Below are 16,790 nucleotides of genomic sequence, written 5' to 3'. Positions count from 1 at the left end.
GCTGCCATCGAGAGCTGGAGCGCACCCATGACCGTCTCCCTTCCGGGCGCCCCCGCGGGCCTTCCCGATCCCGACTCCTTCGCGGGCACCGCCCCGCATCCGTCCCTCCACAACGAAGACCTGGCCCCGCTGCCGAAGGACAGACGCCGCTGGGGAGCCTTCGAGATCTTCAACGTGTGGACCAATGACGTGCAGAGCCTGGCGGGCTACACGCTGGCGGCCAGTCTCTTCATCACCGCCGGCATCAGCGGCTGGTGGGTGTTCGCCGCCATCGTCCTGGCGGGGCTGATCGTGAACTGGCTGGTGAACCTCATCGGCCGGCCGAGCGTGAAGTACGGCATCCCGTACGCGCCGATGGCCCGCGCGGGCATGGGCGTTCGGGGTGCTCAGCTGCCCGCACTCGTTCGCGGCATCGTCGGGATCTTCTGGTACGGCGCGCAGACCTACTTCGCCTCGACCGCCGTGGCCATGGCGCTGAATGCGATCCTGGGCGATCCCGTCACCCCCGCATTCCTCGAGATGGACCTCATCGACTGGGTCTCCTACGCGATCGTCGCGGGCCTGCAGATCCTGTTGTTCGTACGGGGCATCGTCTGGATCGAGAGATTCCTGAACTTCGCCGGCCCTGCCGTGTACGTCGTCATGGTCGTCCTGCTCATCGCCATCTGGTTCCAGGCCGGTGACCGGCTGCTGCCCGCCGTCGGCGGCCTCTTCGCGAACGACGACCGGACCGGGTGGGGCGCCGTCGTCGCCTTCATCGGCGTCGTCGGCACCATGATCGCGTACTTCGCGGCCGTCATCATCAACTTCGGCGACTTCGCACGGTACTCCAGGAGCGAGCGCTCGATGAAGCTCGGCAACTTCACCGGTCTTCCGGTGAGCCTGACCTTCTTCACCTTCCTGGCGCTGTTCATCACGGCGGGGGCCTACATCGTGCTGCAGGACGGTCAGGGCGAACCGCTGACCAACCCGGCGGATATCGTCGGGCTCGTCGGCAACACGGCACTGACCGTGGTCGCAGCGATCACCTTCCTCCTGGCCACCGTCGGCATCAACCTCGTGGCGAACTTCATCCCGCCCGCCTACGACCTGTCGAACCTGGCTCCCCAGCGGATCAGCTTCAAGATGGGCGGGTACCTGACCGCGGCCATCGGTTTCGTGGTCGGGGCCCTGTGGGTGGCCACGATCAGCAATATCGGCCTGCCGGCTTTCGTGGACACGCTCGGCGCGATCCTCGCACCCCTCTATGGCGTTCTCGTGGCCGACTACTACGTCATCCGGCGCCAGCGGATCAAGGTCGAAGACCTGTTCACGATGAACCCCGAGGCTCGCTACTACTACGAGAGTGGCTGGAACAGGAGAGCGATCATCGCCGTCGCGGTGGCCGCGGTGTTCGCGGTCGCGGCCGTCTGGGTGCCCGTGCTCACCGGCCTGAGCGGGTTCGCCTGGCTGATCGGCGCCGCACTGGGCGGGGGCCTCTACATCGCGCTGATGTGGCGGCATCGCCCCGAGCCGACGGACGACGCCGCGGTGCCCGTCGCCGTCCGCGAGCAGCAGCCCGCCTGAGGATCCGCCGTCCTCGGCGACCTGCACGGCCTCGTCCGTCAGTCTTTCGTGGTCAGGGCCAGGAACCGGTCGGCCAGCTCCTGGCCGCCGGCGGGGTCGCGTGAGACCACCATGATGGTGTCGTCACCCGCGATGGTGCCCAGCACCTGCGGGATCGTGGACTGGTCGATCACGGAGGCGAAGTACTGGGCGGCGCCGGGCGGGGTGCGGAGCATGACCAGGTTGCCCGAGGCCTCGGCCGTGACCAGCAGTTCCTTGCACAGACTGCCGAGACGGGCGTCCAGGGACTCCGCGATCTCCTCGCCGCCCACCACGACGTCATGCGTACCCGGCTGGGGAACCGCGTAGACCAGCGAGCCGGAGTTGTTGCGCACTCGCACCGCCCCGAGTTCCACCAGGTCCCGTGACAGGGTGGCCTGCGTGACCTGCAGGCCGTCCTCGGCCAGCAGCTCGGCCAGCTCGGCCTGCGAGTGCACCGCCCCCGTGGTCACCAGGGCGACGATGCGGGCCTGACGGGCGGTCTTGGTGGCGGGAATGCTCATGAGATCCGCCCGGTATCCAGGTCGTATCGGTCCGCCTGGGCCAGAAGCCAGATCATCAGCGCCTTCTGGGCGTGCAGCCGGTTCTCCGCTTCGTCGAAGACCACCGACTGCGGCCCGTCGATCACCTCCGCCGTGACCTCGCAGCCCCGGTAGGCCGGGAGGCAGTGCATGAAGACGGCGTCCGGTTCGGCGCGTTCCATAGCGGCCCGGTCGACGGTATAGGGCTTGAAGACCTCCGCGCGGTCGCCTTTCTCGTCCTCCTGGCCCATCGAGATCCAGGTGTCCGTGCACACCACGTCGGCGCCCTCCAGGGCCAGGGCCGGATCCGTGGTGACCAGGACCGCCGCACCGGTCTGCTCCGCCCGCTTCTCCGCGGCCTCCACCACGGCGGGGTCCGGCAGGTAGCCCTCGGGACCGGCGATCCGGACATCCATCCCGGCCGTGACCATACCGAGCAGGTAGGAGTTGGCCATGTTGTTGGCGGCGTCCCCCAGGTAGGCGAAGGACAGACCCCGGGTGTCTCCCTTGTGCTCCCGAATGGTCATCAGGTCCGCGAGGATCTGGCACGGATGGTATTCGTCGGAGAGGGCGTTGATCACGGGGACGGTGGCGTGCTCGGCCATCTCGTCCACCCCGGACTGGGCGAAGGTCCGCCACACGATCAGGGAGACCATGCGCGAGAGCACTTTCGCGGTGTCGGAGATGGACTCCTTGACCCCCAGCTGCGCCTCCCCCGGATTGACCACCAGCGGTTGACCGCCCAGATCGGCGATCCCCGCCGCGAAGGAGAACCGCGTCCGGGTGGAGGTCTTGTCGAAGATCACCGTGGCGGTCTGCGGTCCGGCCAGCGGCCGGTGGGCCCAGCGGTCGGCCTTGACCCGGTCCGCGAGGCCCAGGACCTCGGACTGCTCGGACGGCGTGAGGTCGGTGTCCCTCAGGAAATGGCGCAGCACATGCACTCCTTAGGCGTTCGCGGCCTGGCGGGCCTGGTCGAGGATCTCGGGAAGGGCGGCCAGCAGGTCCTCCGCCTGGGCCTGGCTGACGATCAGAGGCGGCGCCAGCCTGATCGTGGTGGGCCCCGTGGCGTTGAGGAGGAACCCGGCCGACCGGGCCGCCGCGACCACGGCGGCACCGAGCGGCGCCGAGGCCTGCGCCTCGGCGTCCCGCTCGTCGGTGACGTCGAATCCGATCAGGAAGCCGTGCGCCCGCACCGTGGTCACGTCCTGCATTCCGGTCAGCCCGTCCGTCAGGACCTTGCTCACAGAACGAACATTCGACATCAGATCGTCGTCCTCGATGATCTGCAGAGTCGCCAGAGCGGCGGCGGTGGCCAGGGGGTTTCCCCCGAAGGTCGTCCCGTGCTGTCCAGCGCTCAGCAGGCCCGAGACCTCGGAGCCGACGGTGATCATGGCGCCGATGGGGAAGCCTGCGCCCAGCCCCTTGGCCAGGGTGATGGCATCGGGCAGTTCCCCGGGGGCCAGCTGCTCGGTGAACGCGAACCACTGCCCGGTGCGGCCGATGCCGGTCTGCACCTCGTCGAGGATCAGGAGGGCACCGTGCTCGCGGGTCAGCTCCCGGGCGCGCTGCAGCCAGCCGTCGGGGAGGGCGTGAACCCCCTGCTCGCCGCGCACGGGTTCGACGATCAGCGCGGAGACGCCGTCGTCGATGGCCCCCTCGAGCGCCTCGACCGTGGGCGCGATATGGACGACGCCGCCGGGCAGCGGCTCGAACGGCTCGCGGTAGGCCGCCTTGGCCGTCAGCGCGAGGGAACCCATCGTCCGCCCGTGGAAGGAGCCGTCCACGGCGACCACCGTGGACCTGGGGCCGAGCGGGCCGGGGTTCTCCCGGCCCTGGCGGCGCGCCAGCTTGAACGCGGCCTCGTTGGCCTCGGAGCCGGAGTTGGCGAAGAAGACGCGTGATCCCCCCGGGGCGCCGGCCAGTTCGAGCAGCTTCTCCGCGAGCGCGATCTGCTGCGGCGAGGTGAACAGGTTGGAGATATGCCCCAGGGTCTGTGCCTGTTCGCTGACCGCCTGGACCCACCGCGGATGGGCGTGGCCCAGGGCGTTGACCGCGATGCCGCCCAGGAAGTCCAGGTAGGCGTTGCCGTCGGCGTCCCATACACGCGCCCCCTCACCGCGGACCAGGACCGCCTGAGGGGTCCCGAAGACCCCGAGCAGGTGTTCCTGGTACTCCCGCAGAAGGCTGGTCTGAGCGGATTGCGGTAAGGCCGTCATGAGTTCGCTTTCGGGGTGTTGAAGGACAGGGGATGCTCCAGCCGGGGTGAGAGCACCGCCGGGGGCTGGGCCGGGGCGGTGCCGTCCGGGCGGACCTCGGTGCCGAAACCACGGTCGGTGAAGATCTCCAGGAGCACGGAGTGGGCTTCGCGTCCGTCCACGATGGTCGCCCTGCTCACGCCTCCCTGCACCGCCCTCAGGGCGGCCTCCATCTTGGGGATCATCCCGGACTGCAATGCCGGCAGGAGGCTGTGGAGCTCCGAGACGGTGAGCGACTCGATCAGGGAGCCGCGATCGGGCCAGTTCGCGTACAGGCCCTCGACGTCCGTGAGGGCCACGAACTTCTCGGCTTTCAGCGCGACGGCGACGGCGGCCGCGGCGGTGTCGGCGTTGATGTTCAGCACCTCGCCGGTCACGGCGCCGTCGGCGTCCACCTCCGGGGCGATGGAGGAGATCACGGGGATATTGCCCGACTCGATCAGGCGGTGCAGCGGCTCGGGGTTCACCGAGACCACCTCACCCACATGGCCCAGGTCCACTTCGGCGCCCTCGACCACGGTGCCGCGGCGCACCGCGTTGAAAAGGGATGCATCCTCGCCCGAGAGGCCGACCGCGAACGGTCCGGTGGAGTTGATCAGGTAGACCAGCTCCCGCTGCACCTGGCCGGTGAGCACCATGCGGATGGCGTCGACCGCCTCTCTCGACGTGACCCGCAGGCCTCCCCGGAACTCCGAGGGGATGCCGAGGCGTTCGAGCATGGCGGTGATCTGCGGGCCGCCTCCGTGCACGACGACGGGGCGGATGCCCACCGACCGGAGGAAGACCATGTCCGCGGCGAAGGCGCGGCGCAGCTCGTCGGAGACCATGGCGTTGCCGCCGTACTTGAACACCATGATGCTGCCCGTGTACCGCGTGATCCACGGCAGGGCTTCCATGAGCACACCGGCTTTGACCTTGGCCGTCTCGAACCGGTCAATGGGTGAGGACACTGGGGACTCCTGATCAGGTCGAGTAGGCGCTGTTTTCTTCGACGTAGTCGTGGGTGAGGTCGTTGGTCCAGATCGTGGCCTCGTGCTCGCCCACCTTGAGGTCGATGAGCACCTCGATCTCCCGGCCCGCCGAGAGGTCCACGCCGTCGCGGGGGTCGCCGATCATGCCGTCGCGGCACACGGTGACCCCATTGATGGTCACGTCCAGTTCGTCGGGGTCGAAGACCGCCTGCGTGGTGCCGACGGCGGAGAGCACCCGGCCCCAGTTGGGGTCGTTGCCGTAGACCGCGGTCTTGAACAGGTTGGAGCGCGCCACGGCCCGGGAGACCTCCTCGGCGTCGGCCTCGCTGACCGCGTTGCAGGTGGTGATCGTGATGTCGTGCGCAGCGCCCTCGGCGTCGCGGATGAGCTGCTGGGCCAGGCTGTGGCACACGGCCGTCAGCGCCTGGACGAACTCGGGTTCGTCCGGGCTGATCCCGGAGGCGCCGGATCCCATCAGGACCACGGTGTCGTTGGTGGACATGCATCCGTCGGAGTCGGCGCGGTCGAAGGTGCGGCTGCAGGCCTCGATCAGGCACTGCCGTAGAAGGCCGGCGTCCGAGACGGCGTCCGTGGTGATCACCACGAGCATCGTGGCCAGCCCCGGCGCGAGCATGCCGGCGCCCTTGGCCATGCCGCCGAGACTCCATCCCTCGGGACTGGTATAGGAGGCCTGCTTGGGCACGGTGTCCGTGGTCATGATGGCCGTGGCGGCGGCCAGCCCGGCGTCTTCACCGGCACCCAGGGCGGAGACCACGGGGGCGATCCCGTCGCGGATCGTGTCCAGCGGGAGCTGCTCACCGATCAGGCCGGTGGAGCACACGACGACGTCCCCCGCCCCGATCTCCAGGGCCTCCCCCACCATCTCGGCCGTGGTGTGCGAGGTCTGGAATCCCTGGGCTCCGGTGCACGCGTTGGCGCCGCCGGAGTTGAGGATCACGGCGCGCGCAGCGCCGTCGGCCACGACCTGACGGGACCAGTGCACGGGTGCCGCGGCCACGCGGTTGGAGGTGAACACCGCACCCACGGAGGCCTGCGGGCCGTCGTTGACCACGAGCGCGAGGTCCGGCTTCCCCGACGGCTTGAACCCCGCCGTCACACCGGCCGCGCGGAAGCCCGCGGCCGCGGTGACGCCCCGGCCGGTGTCGACGGCGAAACCCTGGCCGGGGTGCTGGGACGGGTGGGCGGATGCGGTCACGGTGCGACTCCTTGCTGTGTCAGGCCGGTCTGCTCGGGCAGTCCCAGGGCGATGTTCATGGACTGGACTGCTCCCCCGGCGGTGCCCTTGGTCAGGTTGTCCAGGGCCGCGACGACGATCATGCGGCCGGCCCGTTCGTCCACGACCACCTGGAGCTGGACGTGGTTGGAGCCGAGCACGGCCTGGGTGGTGGGCATCCGCCCCTCGGGAAGCACGTGCACGAACGGCTCGGCGGCGTAGGCGTCCTGGTAGAGCTCGCGGAGCTGCCCGGCGGGGAGGGCTCCAGAGAGGCGGGCGGTCGCTGTGGTCAGGATGCCCCGGGGCATGGGCGCCAGCGTGGGGGTGAAGGAGACCGTGACCTCCTGCCCGCCCGAGGCCCAGCCCAGGCCCTGTTCGATCTCGGGGGTGTGCCGGTGCACGCCGCCCACTCCGTAGGCGGTCATGCTGCCCATGACCTCGGCGCCGAGGAGATGGGGCTTGAGCGCTTTACCCGCCCCGGAGGTCCCGGAGGCGGCCACGATCACGATGTCCTGGGGTTCGATGGCGCCGGCGGCGATCGCGGGGGCGAGGGCCAGCTGTGATCCCGTGGGGTAGCAGCCGGGGACCGCGATGCGCGTCTGGCCCTCCAGCCGGGACCGCTGCCGGGTGCCGTAGCGGTCCACCAGCATCTCGGGCAGCCCGTAGGGCCAGGTCCCCGCGTGTTCGGAGCCGTAGAACCGCTCCCAGGCCTCGGCGGATTCCAGGCGATGGTCGGCGGCGGCGTCGATCACGACCGTCCCTGCGGGAAGCTGCGCGGCGATCTCACCGGACTTGCCGTGGGGAAGGGCCAGGAAGACGACGTCGTGTCCGGTCAGGGACTCCACCGTGGAATCCACCAGGGTCCGGTCTGCGAGCCCGTGCAGATGGGGCTGGAGATCCCCCAGACGCTGCCCGGCATTGGAGTGGGCGGCCACCGTGGTGATCTCTGCCTCGGGGTGCCCGGCCAGCAGGCGCAGGACCTCCCCGCCCGCATATCCGGTGGCTCCCGAGACGGCTACGGAAAATGTCATGAGCACCACCCTACGCAATTTTATGCACTGATGTCGATATTTATGCAGGTGTGGTGGCGCCCACTCGGCGATAGGCTCGTGATGTACGCCATGTCCGTGGGACATGTCTTCGAGGAGACCCGAGAGCGAGGAGTGTTTTCATGCGCGCCATCCGAATTCACAGTCACGGCGGACCGGAGGTCCTGACCTCCGAGGAGATCGGCTCCCCCTCCCCCGGGCCGGGCCAGGTGCTGGTGGCGACCAGCAGGACCGGCGTGAACTTCATCGAGACCTACCAGCGCGAGGGGGTCTACGACGTCGAGCTGCCCTTCCTCCCCGGGTCCGAGGGCACCGGAGAGGTCATCGCGGTGGGCGACGGCGTGGGCCACGTATCCGTCGGCCAGCGCGTGATGACCTCCCAGGGTGTCGGCACCTACGCCGAGGAGTTCCTGGTCAGCGCGGATCAGGCCGTGGTGGTGCCCGACTCGGTCAGCGACGACGACGCCGGGGCGCTCCCGCTGCAGGGTTTCACCGCGCACTATCTGACCCGCTCGACCTACGAGGTCGGCCCCGAGACCACCGCCGTGATCACGGCCGCCGCCGGGGGCGTGGGCGGGCTGGCGATTCAGCTCATGAAGCAGCGCGGAGCGACGGTGATCGGCCTGACCTCCAGCCAGGAGAAGGCGGACACGGCACGTGAGCTGGGCGCCGATCACGTCCTGCCGTACGAGGGCTTCGCCGATGCGGTCCTCGAGCTCACGGGGGGCGAGGGCGCCGACGTCGTCTACGACTCCGTGGGGAAGACGACCTTCGACGAGTCCCTGGCGGCGGTGCGCACCCGGGGCATGGTGGTGCTCTTCGGAGGGGCCTCCGGTCAGGTGCCGCCCTTCGACCTCCAGCGGCTGAACACGATGGGCTCCCTGTACGTCACCCGCCCGTCGCTCAATGCCTATCTGCGTTCCTCGGAGGAACTGCAGTGGCGGGCCCGGGATCTGTTCGAGGCCATCGAGGGCGGACTGAGGGTCCGGGTCGGCGGTACCTATGCCCTGGCCGATGCCGCCTCCGCGCACACGGCGCTGGAGTCCCGCGGCACGCAGGGAAAGCTGCTGCTCACCCCTTGAGGGCGGCCGGGCCCCGGCGCCTGAGCCAGATCGCCCCGCCGATGCCCAGCCCCAGGGCCACCACACCGCTTCCCGCCAGCAGCCAGCCCTTGAGCACCTGCCGGGACACGGACTGATCGGTCACTCCCCCGCTCAGGCTGCCCTCGTCCTCCGTGGCGAACACCTGCAGGGTGCCGTCCTCGATTCCCAGGACGACGTCCGCGCGCTGGTCGAAGTCGTCGGTGACCTCACCGGTCGCCGAGCCGCGGATCTCGACCGCCTGGCCCGGACGGGGGACGAGGGGGTCGGACATGCCGGAGTCGAATCGCTGAGCGCCGATCACGGGGTCCTCGGGCAGGGCGATCTGGTAGACGGGGTTGTACTCCGTGCCCTCCAGGGCATTGGTCATGTTTGAGTACTGGCCCGTGACCACCCAGGTGTCATTGGCCCAGCCGCGCAGTTGGTCGGCCCGCTGGAAGGACGAGTAGGAGAAGGCCACCAGCAGGACGGCCAGGAGCAGGCCTGCGACGGCGACGGCCACGGACGACCAGGTCACCGACGACGTGGGGGCGTGCTCCGCGTCCATCCGCTGGAAGCCCTGCAGCGGATCCGGGTCGTGGTGCTGGGCAGGAGCGTTCCCCATGGTCTCGGGAGCGCCTCCTGGAGCCTCCCCTTCACGAGCCGGCACTGCCTCTCCGCCCAGCAGGTCTGACTCTTCGCTGCCGTCGTCGAAGAGATTGTGCTTGTCCATTCCGTAGCTCCTGCCGGGGTCGACGAGCGTGACCGGATGTGACTGACGGTCCCGCCCGCGGGTGTCTTCGTGATCGGTCGGGGAGGCCTTGCCGCCGGCGACCCTCACTGGTCCCACGCTATCGCGACCCTCAGCCGGGGTCCGGCACTTCGCCGCGCGCTGTGGTGACGATCTCATGCAGCGGCCCCGTCCGGGCGCCATGTGGCCGCCCGGACGGGGCCTTCGGTCCTCAACCGCGCAGGACGGCTGCGTGTCGCTGCACCGCGAGATCCACGGCGGCCTGCCGTGACGCGGAGGCCTCGTCGGCGGTCAGCGTGCGGTCCGCGGCGCGGAACCGCATGGCAAGGGCCACGGACTTCTTGCCCGGCTCGACGCGGTCTCCTTGATAGACGTCGAAGACCCGGATCTCCTCGAGCAGCTCGCCGGCGCCCTCGGCCAGGGTCTCCGTGAGCGTCGAGGCCGGCAGATCCGCATCGACGAGCAGGGCGACGTCCTGGGTGGCGGGGGTCTGCACCGACAGGTCCTGGGCCTGGACGCCGTCGGGGCGGGCGTCCAGGATCGCGGTCAGGTCCAGCTCCGCCGCGCAGGTCCTCTCGGGCAGGTTCTGCCCGGCCACCAGCTGGGGATGGAGCTCCCCCGCCCAGCCGGCGGAGTCGCCGTCGGCGGTGAACAGTTCCGCGGTCCGCCCCGGGTGGAAGGCCTGGTGCTTGCCCTGCCGGACCGTGAGCTGGACGCCCACGCTCTGAGCGGCCAGGAGGACCGCGTCCAGGGCGTCCTGCCAGTCGTAGGCGCGGCCCGCGACCCCCGGAGCGGTGGGGGCGTCCTGACCCGCGAACACCATGCCCAGGTGCCACGGCTGCGCCGGGATGCCCGCGTTGAGCTCCTCCAGGACCTCCGGGGGAAGCGCAACGGCTCCCGGCGGCACGTGGGCGGAGCCCAGCTTCTCACCGGGCAGGAAGACGGCACCTGCCTCGTAGAGGGCCAGGTCCCTGAAACCGCGGGCGTGGTTGCGCCGCAGGGTCTCGAGCAGCCCGGGCAGGATGGAGGCCCTCAAGCGCCCCCTGGCCTCGGAGATGGGGTTGGCCAGGGAGACGCTGGGGACGGCGGTACCCTCGGCGGCCGCGCCCCACAGGTCGTTCTCCTCCTGGGAGACGAAGGGGTAGTTCAGCACCTCGGTCAGACCGGCCGCGGCGAGGCTCGCCAGCACCCGGTTGCGTCCGGTCTGCGCCTCCGTCAGTCCTCGCCCGGGAGGTGCGATCGGCAGGCGCGAGGGGATCTTGTCGTAGCCGTCCAGCCGGGCGATCTCCTCGGCCAGGTCCTCCGGGGCGCTGAGATCCGAGCGCCAGGACGGCGGGGTGACCAGCCAGCCGGGGGCGCCGTCGCCGGTCGCCGGGAGCGGGCGGACCTCGCACCCGATCATGGTCAGCACCTGCTCGATGCGCTCGGGGGCGTAGTCCACCCCCACGCGCTCCGATGCGTAGGACTCGGGGAGGAGCACGGGCGCCGCGGCGGGCGCCGCGCCCGAGCGGACGTCACCGGCGCCCGGCTGAACCGTGCCGCCGGCCAGCTCGGTGAGCAGCTCGACGGCGCGCTGCGCGGCAGCGGCCTGGATCCTGGGATCCACGGAGCGCTCGAAGCGCTTGGAGGCCTCGGAGGGCAGCCGGTGACGGCGGGCCGAGCGGGCGATCGTGATGGGGTCGAAATGGGCGGCTTCGACCAGCACGTCCACGGTCTCCTGCTTGACCTCGGTCGAGGCGCCGCCCATCACGCCGGCGATGCCGATGGGTCCCGTGGCGTCCGTGATCAGCAGGTCCTCGGGATCGAGCTTCCGCTGCTTGTCGTCCAGCGTGGTCAGGGTCTCCCCCGGCTCGGCGCGGCGCACCACGATCTTCTCCGCGACCTCGTCGAGGTCGTAGAAATGCAGGGGCTGGCCGTACTCGAGCATCACGTAGTTGGAGATGTCCACGGGCAGGTTCAGGGACCGGATCCCCGCCAGCCTCAGCCGGGAGGACATCCACGCCGGCGTGGGTGCGGCGGGATCGATGGCCTTCACCACGCGGGTGACGAAACGATCGCAGCCGGGAACCCCGTTGATGGGTGCCGCGTCGGCCAGCTCGACCGGGAACCCGCCGTCGTCGGTGGCCTCCGGGGCCCGCTCGGCGGCATCGAGGACGAAATCGTGGAAGGGCTGCCCCACGGCGTGGCCGTATTCACGGGCGACCCCCCGGATGGAGAAGCCGTAACCGCGGTCCGGGGTCACGTTGATCTCGGCGGCCTCATCGTCGAGGCCCAGCAGCTCGAGGGCGTCCGCGCCGAGCTCGGGGTCCAGGCCGATCCGGGAGAGCACCAGGATGCCGTCGTGGTCGTCCCCGATGCCGAGCTCCCGTACGGAGGCGATCATGCCGGCCGAGGTATGGCCGTAGGTCTTACGCGGGGTGATCCGGAAATCCCCGGGCAGGACGGAACCGGGCAGGGTCACGACCACCTTGTCCCCCACCTCGAAGTTGTGGGCGCCGCACACGATCCCCTGGATGCCGGAGGGGTCGATGCCCTTGCCGGTCAGCGTCTGCTCCTGGCCCTCCGGGACCACCCGGACCTGGCACCAGTTGACGGTCTTGCCGTTGGAGTGCTCCTCGGGCTCGCGGGAGAGCACCTGGCCGACGACGATCGGGCCGCTGATCTCGTCCGAGGGCCGGTGCACCTCTTCCTCTTCGAAACCGACCGAGACCATGGTCGCCAGGACCTGCTCCGCCGTCGCGTCCTGCGGGACCGGCGCGTACTCACGCAGCCATGACAAAGGAACTCGCATGTCAGACCTCCATTCCGAAGTGCTGGCTGAAACGGATGTCGCCCTCCACGATGTCGTGCATGTCCGGCACGTTGTTGCGGAACATCAGGGTGCGGTCGATGCCCATCCCGAAGGCGAAGCCCGAGTAGACCTCGGGGTCCACGCCCGCCGAGCGCAGGACGTTGGGGTGGACCATGCCGCAGCCTCCCCATTCGATCCAGCGCGGTCCGCCTTTGGCGTTCGGATGCCACACGTCCATCTCGGCGGACGGCTCGGTGAACGGGAAGTAGTTCGGGCGCAGCCTGATCCTGGCCTCGGGCCCCAGCATCTGGCGGGCGAAGTGCTCCAGGGTGCCCTTCAGATCGGACATGGCCAACCCCTTGTCGACCGCCAGGCCCTCGATCTGGTGGAACACGGGTGTGTGGGTGGCGTCGAGCTCGTCGGTACGGAAGACCCGGCCGGGGGCCACGACGTAGACCGGCAGGTCGCGCGAGAGCAGCGAGCGCATCTGCACGGGAGAGGTGTGGGTGCGCAGCACCAGGTGGGACTCCGGCGGGGCGACGAAGAACGTGTCCTGCAGCTGACGGGCGGGGTGGTCCGGCTTGAAGTTCAGGGAGTCGAAGTTGTACCACTCGGACTCGACCTCGGGCCCCTCGGCGACCTCCCAGCCCATGCCCACGAAGATCTCCGCTGACCGCTCCATGAGCAGGCTGATGGGGTGGCGCCCCCCGATCCGGCGACGACGGCCGGCCGCCGTGACGTCCACGGCCTCCTCGACCAGGATGCGCTCGGCGTGCTCGGCCTCGAGCACCTCCTGGCGCTGGGCGACGGCCTTGTTCACGCGTCCGCGGGCCTGCCCCATGAGCTTGCCCGCGACGGCCTTCTGCTCCTTCGGGAGCTTGCCGATCTTGCGGTTGCCCAGGGCCAGCGGGGACTTCTCCCCCGTGTGGGCCAGGCGGACGGTCTTGAGCCGCTCGAGGTCCGCGGCGGCGGCGATATCGGCCAGGGCCTGCTCGACGGCGGCGTTGACGGCGGCCTGGTCCGTGGGCTGCACCCCGTCCTCCGGTCGACCGTCCACTGCGGGGCCGGTCTGCGAGGGGGGCTGCGCCTCCCCGCCTGTCTGCGCGGGTGTGCTGTCGGACATGCGGCTTCTCAACCTCTGCTCTCGGGTACGTGCATGCTCCAGGCGGACCGGTCCGGCGTCGTCGGGGCTCGTGCCCTCGGTCCGTGGACGGATGCCGCGCGTGGAAATACCCGGGCTCGCGCCACGGGCGGGATCTAGTCTAGCGAGTTCACGGCGCCCGCCGTTCATGGGGCCCGCAGCGCCTGTTCTCGGCGAGTTCTCACGGTCTGGGTGAGATCACACGCTGNTGTTCTCGGCGAGTTCTCACGGTCTGGGTGAGATCACACGCTGCTCCGTGTGATCTCACCCAGACCGTGAGAACTCGCGGGCGGACGCCCTCGATGCCTCTTGATGATCCCCCTCGCCCGTTCCTGACCACGCGCATCCGGCGATCTGGGCATCTTTTCCCTGTGGGTCCCTCAGGCACCCGCCGTTCTCCCCAGGTCACCGGCAGAGCGACGACGGCGGATACCCGCCCCGGCCATGCTGGGGCCATGGTCCGCACTGGAGCCGGCCCGGGCACCGGCACGAACGTCCCGCAGGGATCCTTCGACCCGCGAGCGATTCTGACGACCCGAGAGGTGCAGGAGCGTTTCGGCGGGCAGCCACGGGCCGGCACCGCGGGCCTGGACGAACGTATGGGTCTCCATCGGCTGGCCCGGGGTGCATGGATGGACCACGAGCAGTGGGCAGCGCTGCCCCGGTGGTCCCGCGCCCGCGCTTTTCATCATGCGATCGCACGGACGATGCCAGGCTCACCGATATTCTGCGGACCTTCCGCAGCGCTGCTGTGGGGCCTGCCCGTCCTCGGGACGCCGGATCGCCCGCACGTGATCGGCGGGCTGCCGGGGTACGGTAGCCGCCGCTCCGGACGGCGGGTCCAGACCCACGCATGGCCTCTGGAGGCGTCCGAGGTATCCCGGGTGGACGGCCTCCTGGTGACCTCCCTGCCCAGGACCGCCGTCGACTGCGCGAGAGAACTCGATCTCAGGCAAGCCCTGGTGATCGTGGATGGTTTCCTGCGCCGCGGCGGCACGCACGACCTGCTGGCCGATGCTCTGGCGGGTGCCACCACCGGCCGGGGCACAGCCCGCGCTCGCCGGGTCCTCGACCTGGCGGACAGCGGAAGCGACTCAGCGGGCGAGACCCTGACCCGCTTGGTGCTCAGGCAGCACGGGCTCAGCGGTTTCACCACTCAGCTCGAGGTCGTGGTCGACGGCGAGCTCTTTCGGCTGGACTTCGCGTGGGAGGCGGAGAGGCTCGCGCTGGAATTCGACGGCGAGGTCAAGTACTCCGGTCGTTATGGAGATCCCACGGAGGTGATCCGCGCCGAACGCCGTCGCGAGAAGCTCCTTCTCAACGCGGGGTGGCGGGTTATCAGAACGTCGTGGGCGGTCGTCAACCGCACGCCGCAGGATCTCGCGGAACTCGTCTCCACCGAGTTGCAGCTTCTCAGGCGGGGCGGGCACCGGGGAGGGGAAAACCCGATCGGGGGCGCCTTGCCCCGTGAGTTCTCACCCGCTGGGCGAGACCACACGCTGCTGCGTGTGAACTCGCCCAGGAAGTGAGAAGTCACACGTGGAGACGGGCGAGCAGGGCGTCGACGATGGGGAGGTCGGCGGGAATCCATTCCAGGTCCCGGGCCGCGTCTCCGCGGTCGTCCAGCGGGATCCAGCGCAGCTCCAGGTGATCGGAGCCGTCGTACTGGGGGCCCAGCATGAGCTCGCCGTCGACCACCGAGGCCGTCCAGACGCGCATGGCGGCGGTCTCCTTGAGCGGCCAGCCCTGCGGGTGGGGGCCGGGGATCTCGTCGTGCAGCTCGATGTCCACATCGAGCTCCTCGGAGCATTCCCGGATCAGCGCGGACTGGCAGGAGCTGTCCTCCGGATCCGTCTTGCCCCCGGGGAACTCCCACATGCCGCGCAGGAACTCCGGGTAGGCGCGTTGAGCGGCCAGGAAGTGCGTCGGCCGGCGGGGATCGTTCAGGACGGCTGCACCCACGACCTGGGTGCGGAACTCGTATTCATGCGGGTATTGCTGGGGACTGTCACTGTCGGCGGTCACCGCACCAGCTTAGCGAAGATGTCCTGTGCGAAGACGCCGCATCTCATCGTCGCTGCGCCCGGGCGGACGCGTACAGGCACAGGGTGGCCGCAGTGCCCACGTTCAGGGATTCGGCGGCCCCGTAGAGGGGCACCGCCACGCGGTGCGCCGCTGCCGACTTCTCCCGGTCCGACAGGCCCTGGGCCTCGTTGCCGAACAGCCAGGCCGTCGGTGCGCCCAGATCGCATTCCGCGGGTTGCTCGCGCACCGCCGCGTCCTGGAGGGCGTCAAGATCTGCGGCGCCGTAGCCGTCGGCGGCGAGAACCTGGATTCCCGCCGATACGGCGGCCTCGACAGCCTCGGAGAAGACGACGGAGGGGATGACCGGCAGATGGAACAACGATCCGGCCGTGGAGCGCACCGTCTTGGGGTTGTACAGGTCCACTGAGCCCTCGGTCAGGAGGACCGCGTCGGCTCCCGCAGCGTCCGCGGCCCGGATCACAGTACCTGCGTTACCCGGGTCCTGGACCCGGCATAGTACGGCGAGCAGACGCGCGGACCCGGTCACCCAGGGCCACCCTGCCGACGGCATCCGGCACACTGCGAGCGCCCCCTGCGGGCTCCGGGTGTCCGACATGGCCCTGAGGACCTCCTCGGTCACGACCCGTACGAACACGCGGTGGGGGCCTTCTCCGTCGAGCAGCCTTCTCAGCAGCCCGGCGATGTCCTCATGTCGTTCGAGGCAGCCCTCGGTCACGTACAGGGCGTCGAGGGAAGGCAGATCCGTGGACGAGGGCCGACCGGAGCTCGCCGTCGCGGCATCCGCCGCCACGTGCGCCGTCAGTGCCTCCCGCACGTTCTGCGGGCCCTCGGCCAGGAAGAGACCTTGCCGCAGACGCGCGGAACGCCTCGCCAGACCCGCTACGGCCCGCACCCGATCGGCTCGGGGGTTGGACAGGACGGATTCGGCGAGGCGTTCCGGAATGCTCACGTGAGCAGGGCTCAGGCGGCGTCGCGCGGAGCCGAGGTGTCGGCCGGCAGCGCGTTCTTGGCGACCTCGACCAGGGCCACGAAGGCAGCGTTGTCGTTGACGGCCAGCTCGGCGAGCATACGACGATCAACGTCGACCTCGGCCAGCTTGAGGCCCTGGATGAACCGGTTGTAGGTCAGGCCGTTGGCGCGGGCAGCCGCGTTGATGCGCTGGATCCACAGACGACGGAAGTCGCCCTTGCGGGCACGACGGTGGTCGTAGTTGTAGACGTACGAGTGGATGACCTGTTCCTTGGCCTTGCGGTACAGGCGCGAGCGCTGTCCGCGGTAGCCGGAGGCGGCCTCCAGGGTAGTCCGGCGCTTCTTGTGGGCGTTGACCGCCCGCTTCACACGTGCCAC

Annotated in this window: 15 protein-coding genes; 3 read left to right on the top strand and 12 right to left on the bottom strand. The window is 69.9% G+C overall.

The features are described from left to right. Window positions 1-27 precede the first annotated feature (27 nt). Entirely contained in the window at window positions 28-1,566 is a 1,539-nt protein-coding gene (locus FCK90_RS11670) for an NCS1 family nucleobase:cation symporter-1 (protein WP_158034476.1), read from the top strand. 38 nt (window positions 1,567-1,604) lie between these two features. Here FCK90_RS11670 and FCK90_RS11665 read toward each other — a convergent pair whose 3' ends face one another. The 6 genes from FCK90_RS11665 to argC form a co-directional block, all read right to left on the bottom strand. Beyond that, window positions 1,605-2,108 carry an arginine repressor gene (locus FCK90_RS11665; protein ID WP_158034475.1) on the bottom strand — a complete coding sequence of 168 codons (504 nt, stop codon included), beginning with the start codon at window positions 2,106-2,108 and terminating at the stop codon, window positions 1,605-1,607. Beyond that, window positions 2,105-3,061 (bottom strand): ornithine carbamoyltransferase, encoded by a 957-nt coding sequence (gene argF / locus FCK90_RS11660; protein WP_158034474.1) that lies wholly within the window; start codon window positions 3,059-3,061, stop codon window positions 2,105-2,107. The genes FCK90_RS11665 and argF overlap by 4 nt, the downstream gene beginning before the upstream one ends. Window positions 3,062-3,070: 9 nt before the next feature. Further along, the gene (locus FCK90_RS11655; RefSeq protein ID WP_158034473.1) at window positions 3,071-4,342 is read right to left on the bottom strand and encodes an acetylornithine transaminase; all 1,272 of its coding nucleotides are present in this window, start codon (window positions 4,340-4,342) and stop codon (window positions 3,071-3,073) included. Then, window positions 4,339-5,277 (bottom strand): acetylglutamate kinase, encoded by a 939-nt coding sequence (argB, locus tag FCK90_RS11650; RefSeq protein ID WP_158034490.1) that lies wholly within the window; start codon window positions 5,275-5,277, stop codon window positions 4,339-4,341. Before argB ends, FCK90_RS11655 begins: the two co-directional genes overlap by 4 nt. Window positions 5,278-5,344: 67 nt before the next feature. After that, on the bottom strand, window positions 5,345-6,568 hold the full coding sequence (gene argJ, locus FCK90_RS11645; RefSeq protein WP_158034472.1) for a bifunctional glutamate N-acetyltransferase/amino-acid acetyltransferase ArgJ: 1,224 nt from the start codon (window positions 6,566-6,568) through the stop codon (window positions 5,345-5,347). Next, on the bottom strand, window positions 6,565-7,617 hold the full coding sequence (gene argC / locus FCK90_RS11640; RefSeq protein WP_158034471.1) for an N-acetyl-gamma-glutamyl-phosphate reductase: 1,053 nt from the start codon (window positions 7,615-7,617) through the stop codon (window positions 6,565-6,567). The genes argJ and argC overlap by 4 nt, the downstream gene beginning before the upstream one ends. Window positions 7,618-7,757: 140 nt before the next feature. On the opposite strand from argC, the gene FCK90_RS11635 reads away from it, so the two are divergent. Continuing rightward, window positions 7,758-8,717, top strand: coding sequence for a quinone oxidoreductase family protein (locus FCK90_RS11635; RefSeq protein ID WP_158034470.1), 960 nt, complete (start codon window positions 7,758-7,760; stop codon window positions 8,715-8,717). Here FCK90_RS11635 and FCK90_RS11630 read toward each other — a convergent pair. From FCK90_RS11630 to pheS, 3 genes are all read right to left on the bottom strand, one after another. Next, the gene (locus FCK90_RS11630; RefSeq protein WP_158034469.1) at window positions 8,707-9,447 is read right to left on the bottom strand and encodes a hypothetical protein; all 741 of its coding nucleotides are present in this window, start codon (window positions 9,445-9,447) and stop codon (window positions 8,707-8,709) included. The genes FCK90_RS11635 and FCK90_RS11630 overlap by 11 nt on opposite strands. Before the next feature lie 229 nt (window positions 9,448-9,676). Further along, window positions 9,677-12,256, bottom strand: a complete 2,580-nt coding sequence (gene pheT / locus FCK90_RS11625; RefSeq protein WP_158034468.1) for a phenylalanine--tRNA ligase subunit beta — start codon at window positions 12,254-12,256, stop codon at window positions 9,677-9,679. Window position 12,257: 1 nt separating this feature from the next. Next, window positions 12,258-13,379, bottom strand: a complete 1,122-nt coding sequence (gene pheS / locus FCK90_RS11620; RefSeq protein WP_158034467.1) for a phenylalanine--tRNA ligase subunit alpha — start codon at window positions 13,377-13,379, stop codon at window positions 12,258-12,260. A gap of 473 nt (window positions 13,380-13,852) precedes the next feature. On the opposite strand from pheS, the gene FCK90_RS11615 reads away from it, so the two are divergent. Continuing rightward, entirely contained in the window at window positions 13,853-14,926 is a 1,074-nt protein-coding gene (locus FCK90_RS11615; protein WP_158034466.1) for a hypothetical protein, read from the top strand. A gap of 4 nt (window positions 14,927-14,930) precedes the next feature. Here FCK90_RS11615 and FCK90_RS11610 read toward each other — a convergent pair whose 3' ends face one another. Genes FCK90_RS11610 through rplT form a run of 3 tightly spaced genes read right to left on the bottom strand, consistent with a single transcriptional unit; the run spans window position 14,931 to window position 16,790 of the window. Further along, window positions 14,931-15,422, bottom strand: a complete 492-nt coding sequence (locus FCK90_RS11610) for a (deoxy)nucleoside triphosphate pyrophosphohydrolase (protein ID WP_158034465.1) — start codon at window positions 15,420-15,422, stop codon at window positions 14,931-14,933. 43 nt (window positions 15,423-15,465) lie between these two features. Then, a complete protein-coding gene (locus tag FCK90_RS11605; RefSeq protein ID WP_158034464.1) occupies window positions 15,466-16,392 on the bottom strand; it encodes a TrmH family RNA methyltransferase in 927 nt (308 codons plus the stop codon). An 11-nt stretch (window positions 16,393-16,403) separates the two neighbouring features. Further along, a complete protein-coding gene (rplT, locus tag FCK90_RS11600; RefSeq protein WP_158034463.1) occupies window positions 16,404-16,790 on the bottom strand; it encodes a 50S ribosomal protein L20 in 387 nt (128 codons plus the stop codon).

It is taken from the genome of Kocuria coralli (genome assembly GCF_008831305.1).
Classification (GTDB): domain Bacteria; phylum Actinomycetota; class Actinomycetes; order Actinomycetales; family Micrococcaceae; genus Kocuria; species Kocuria coralli.
Note: the sequence above shows the minus strand (reverse complement) of the source record. Positions and strands in the feature narration are given on the sequence as shown.

Bases quoted from the DNA above. Each gene is read 5' to 3' on its own strand.
- argC (WP_158034471.1), bottom strand. From the start codon at position 7,617: ATGACATTTTCCGTAGCCGTCTCGGGAGCCACCGGATATGCGGGCGGG.
- FCK90_RS11665 (WP_158034475.1), bottom strand. From the start codon at position 2,108: ATGAGCATTCCCGCCACCAAGACCGCCCGTCAGGCCCGCATCGTCGCC.
- FCK90_RS11635 (WP_158034470.1), top strand. From the start codon at position 7,758: ATGCGCGCCATCCGAATTCACAGTCACGGCGGACCGGAGGTCCTGACC.
- FCK90_RS11655 (WP_158034473.1), bottom strand. From the start codon at position 4,342: ATGACGGCCTTACCGCAATCCGCTCAGACCAGCCTTCTGCGGGAGTAC.
- FCK90_RS11615 (WP_158034466.1), top strand. From the start codon at position 13,853: ATGGTCCGCACTGGAGCCGGCCCGGGCACCGGCACGAACGTCCCGCAG.
- pheT (WP_158034468.1), bottom strand. From the start codon at position 12,256: ATGCGAGTTCCTTTGTCATGGCTGCGTGAGTACGCGCCGGTCCCGCAG.
- FCK90_RS11670 (WP_158034476.1), top strand. From the start codon at position 28: ATGACCGTCTCCCTTCCGGGCGCCCCCGCGGGCCTTCCCGATCCCGAC.
- FCK90_RS11630 (WP_158034469.1), bottom strand. From the start codon at position 9,447: ATGGACAAGCACAATCTCTTCGACGACGGCAGCGAAGAGTCAGACCTG.
- argB (WP_158034490.1), bottom strand. From the start codon at position 5,277: ATGGAAGCCCTGCCGTGGATCACGCGGTACACGGGCAGCATCATGGTG.
- pheS (WP_158034467.1), bottom strand. From the start codon at position 13,379: ATGTCCGACAGCACACCCGCGCAGACAGGCGGGGAGGCGCAGCCCCCC.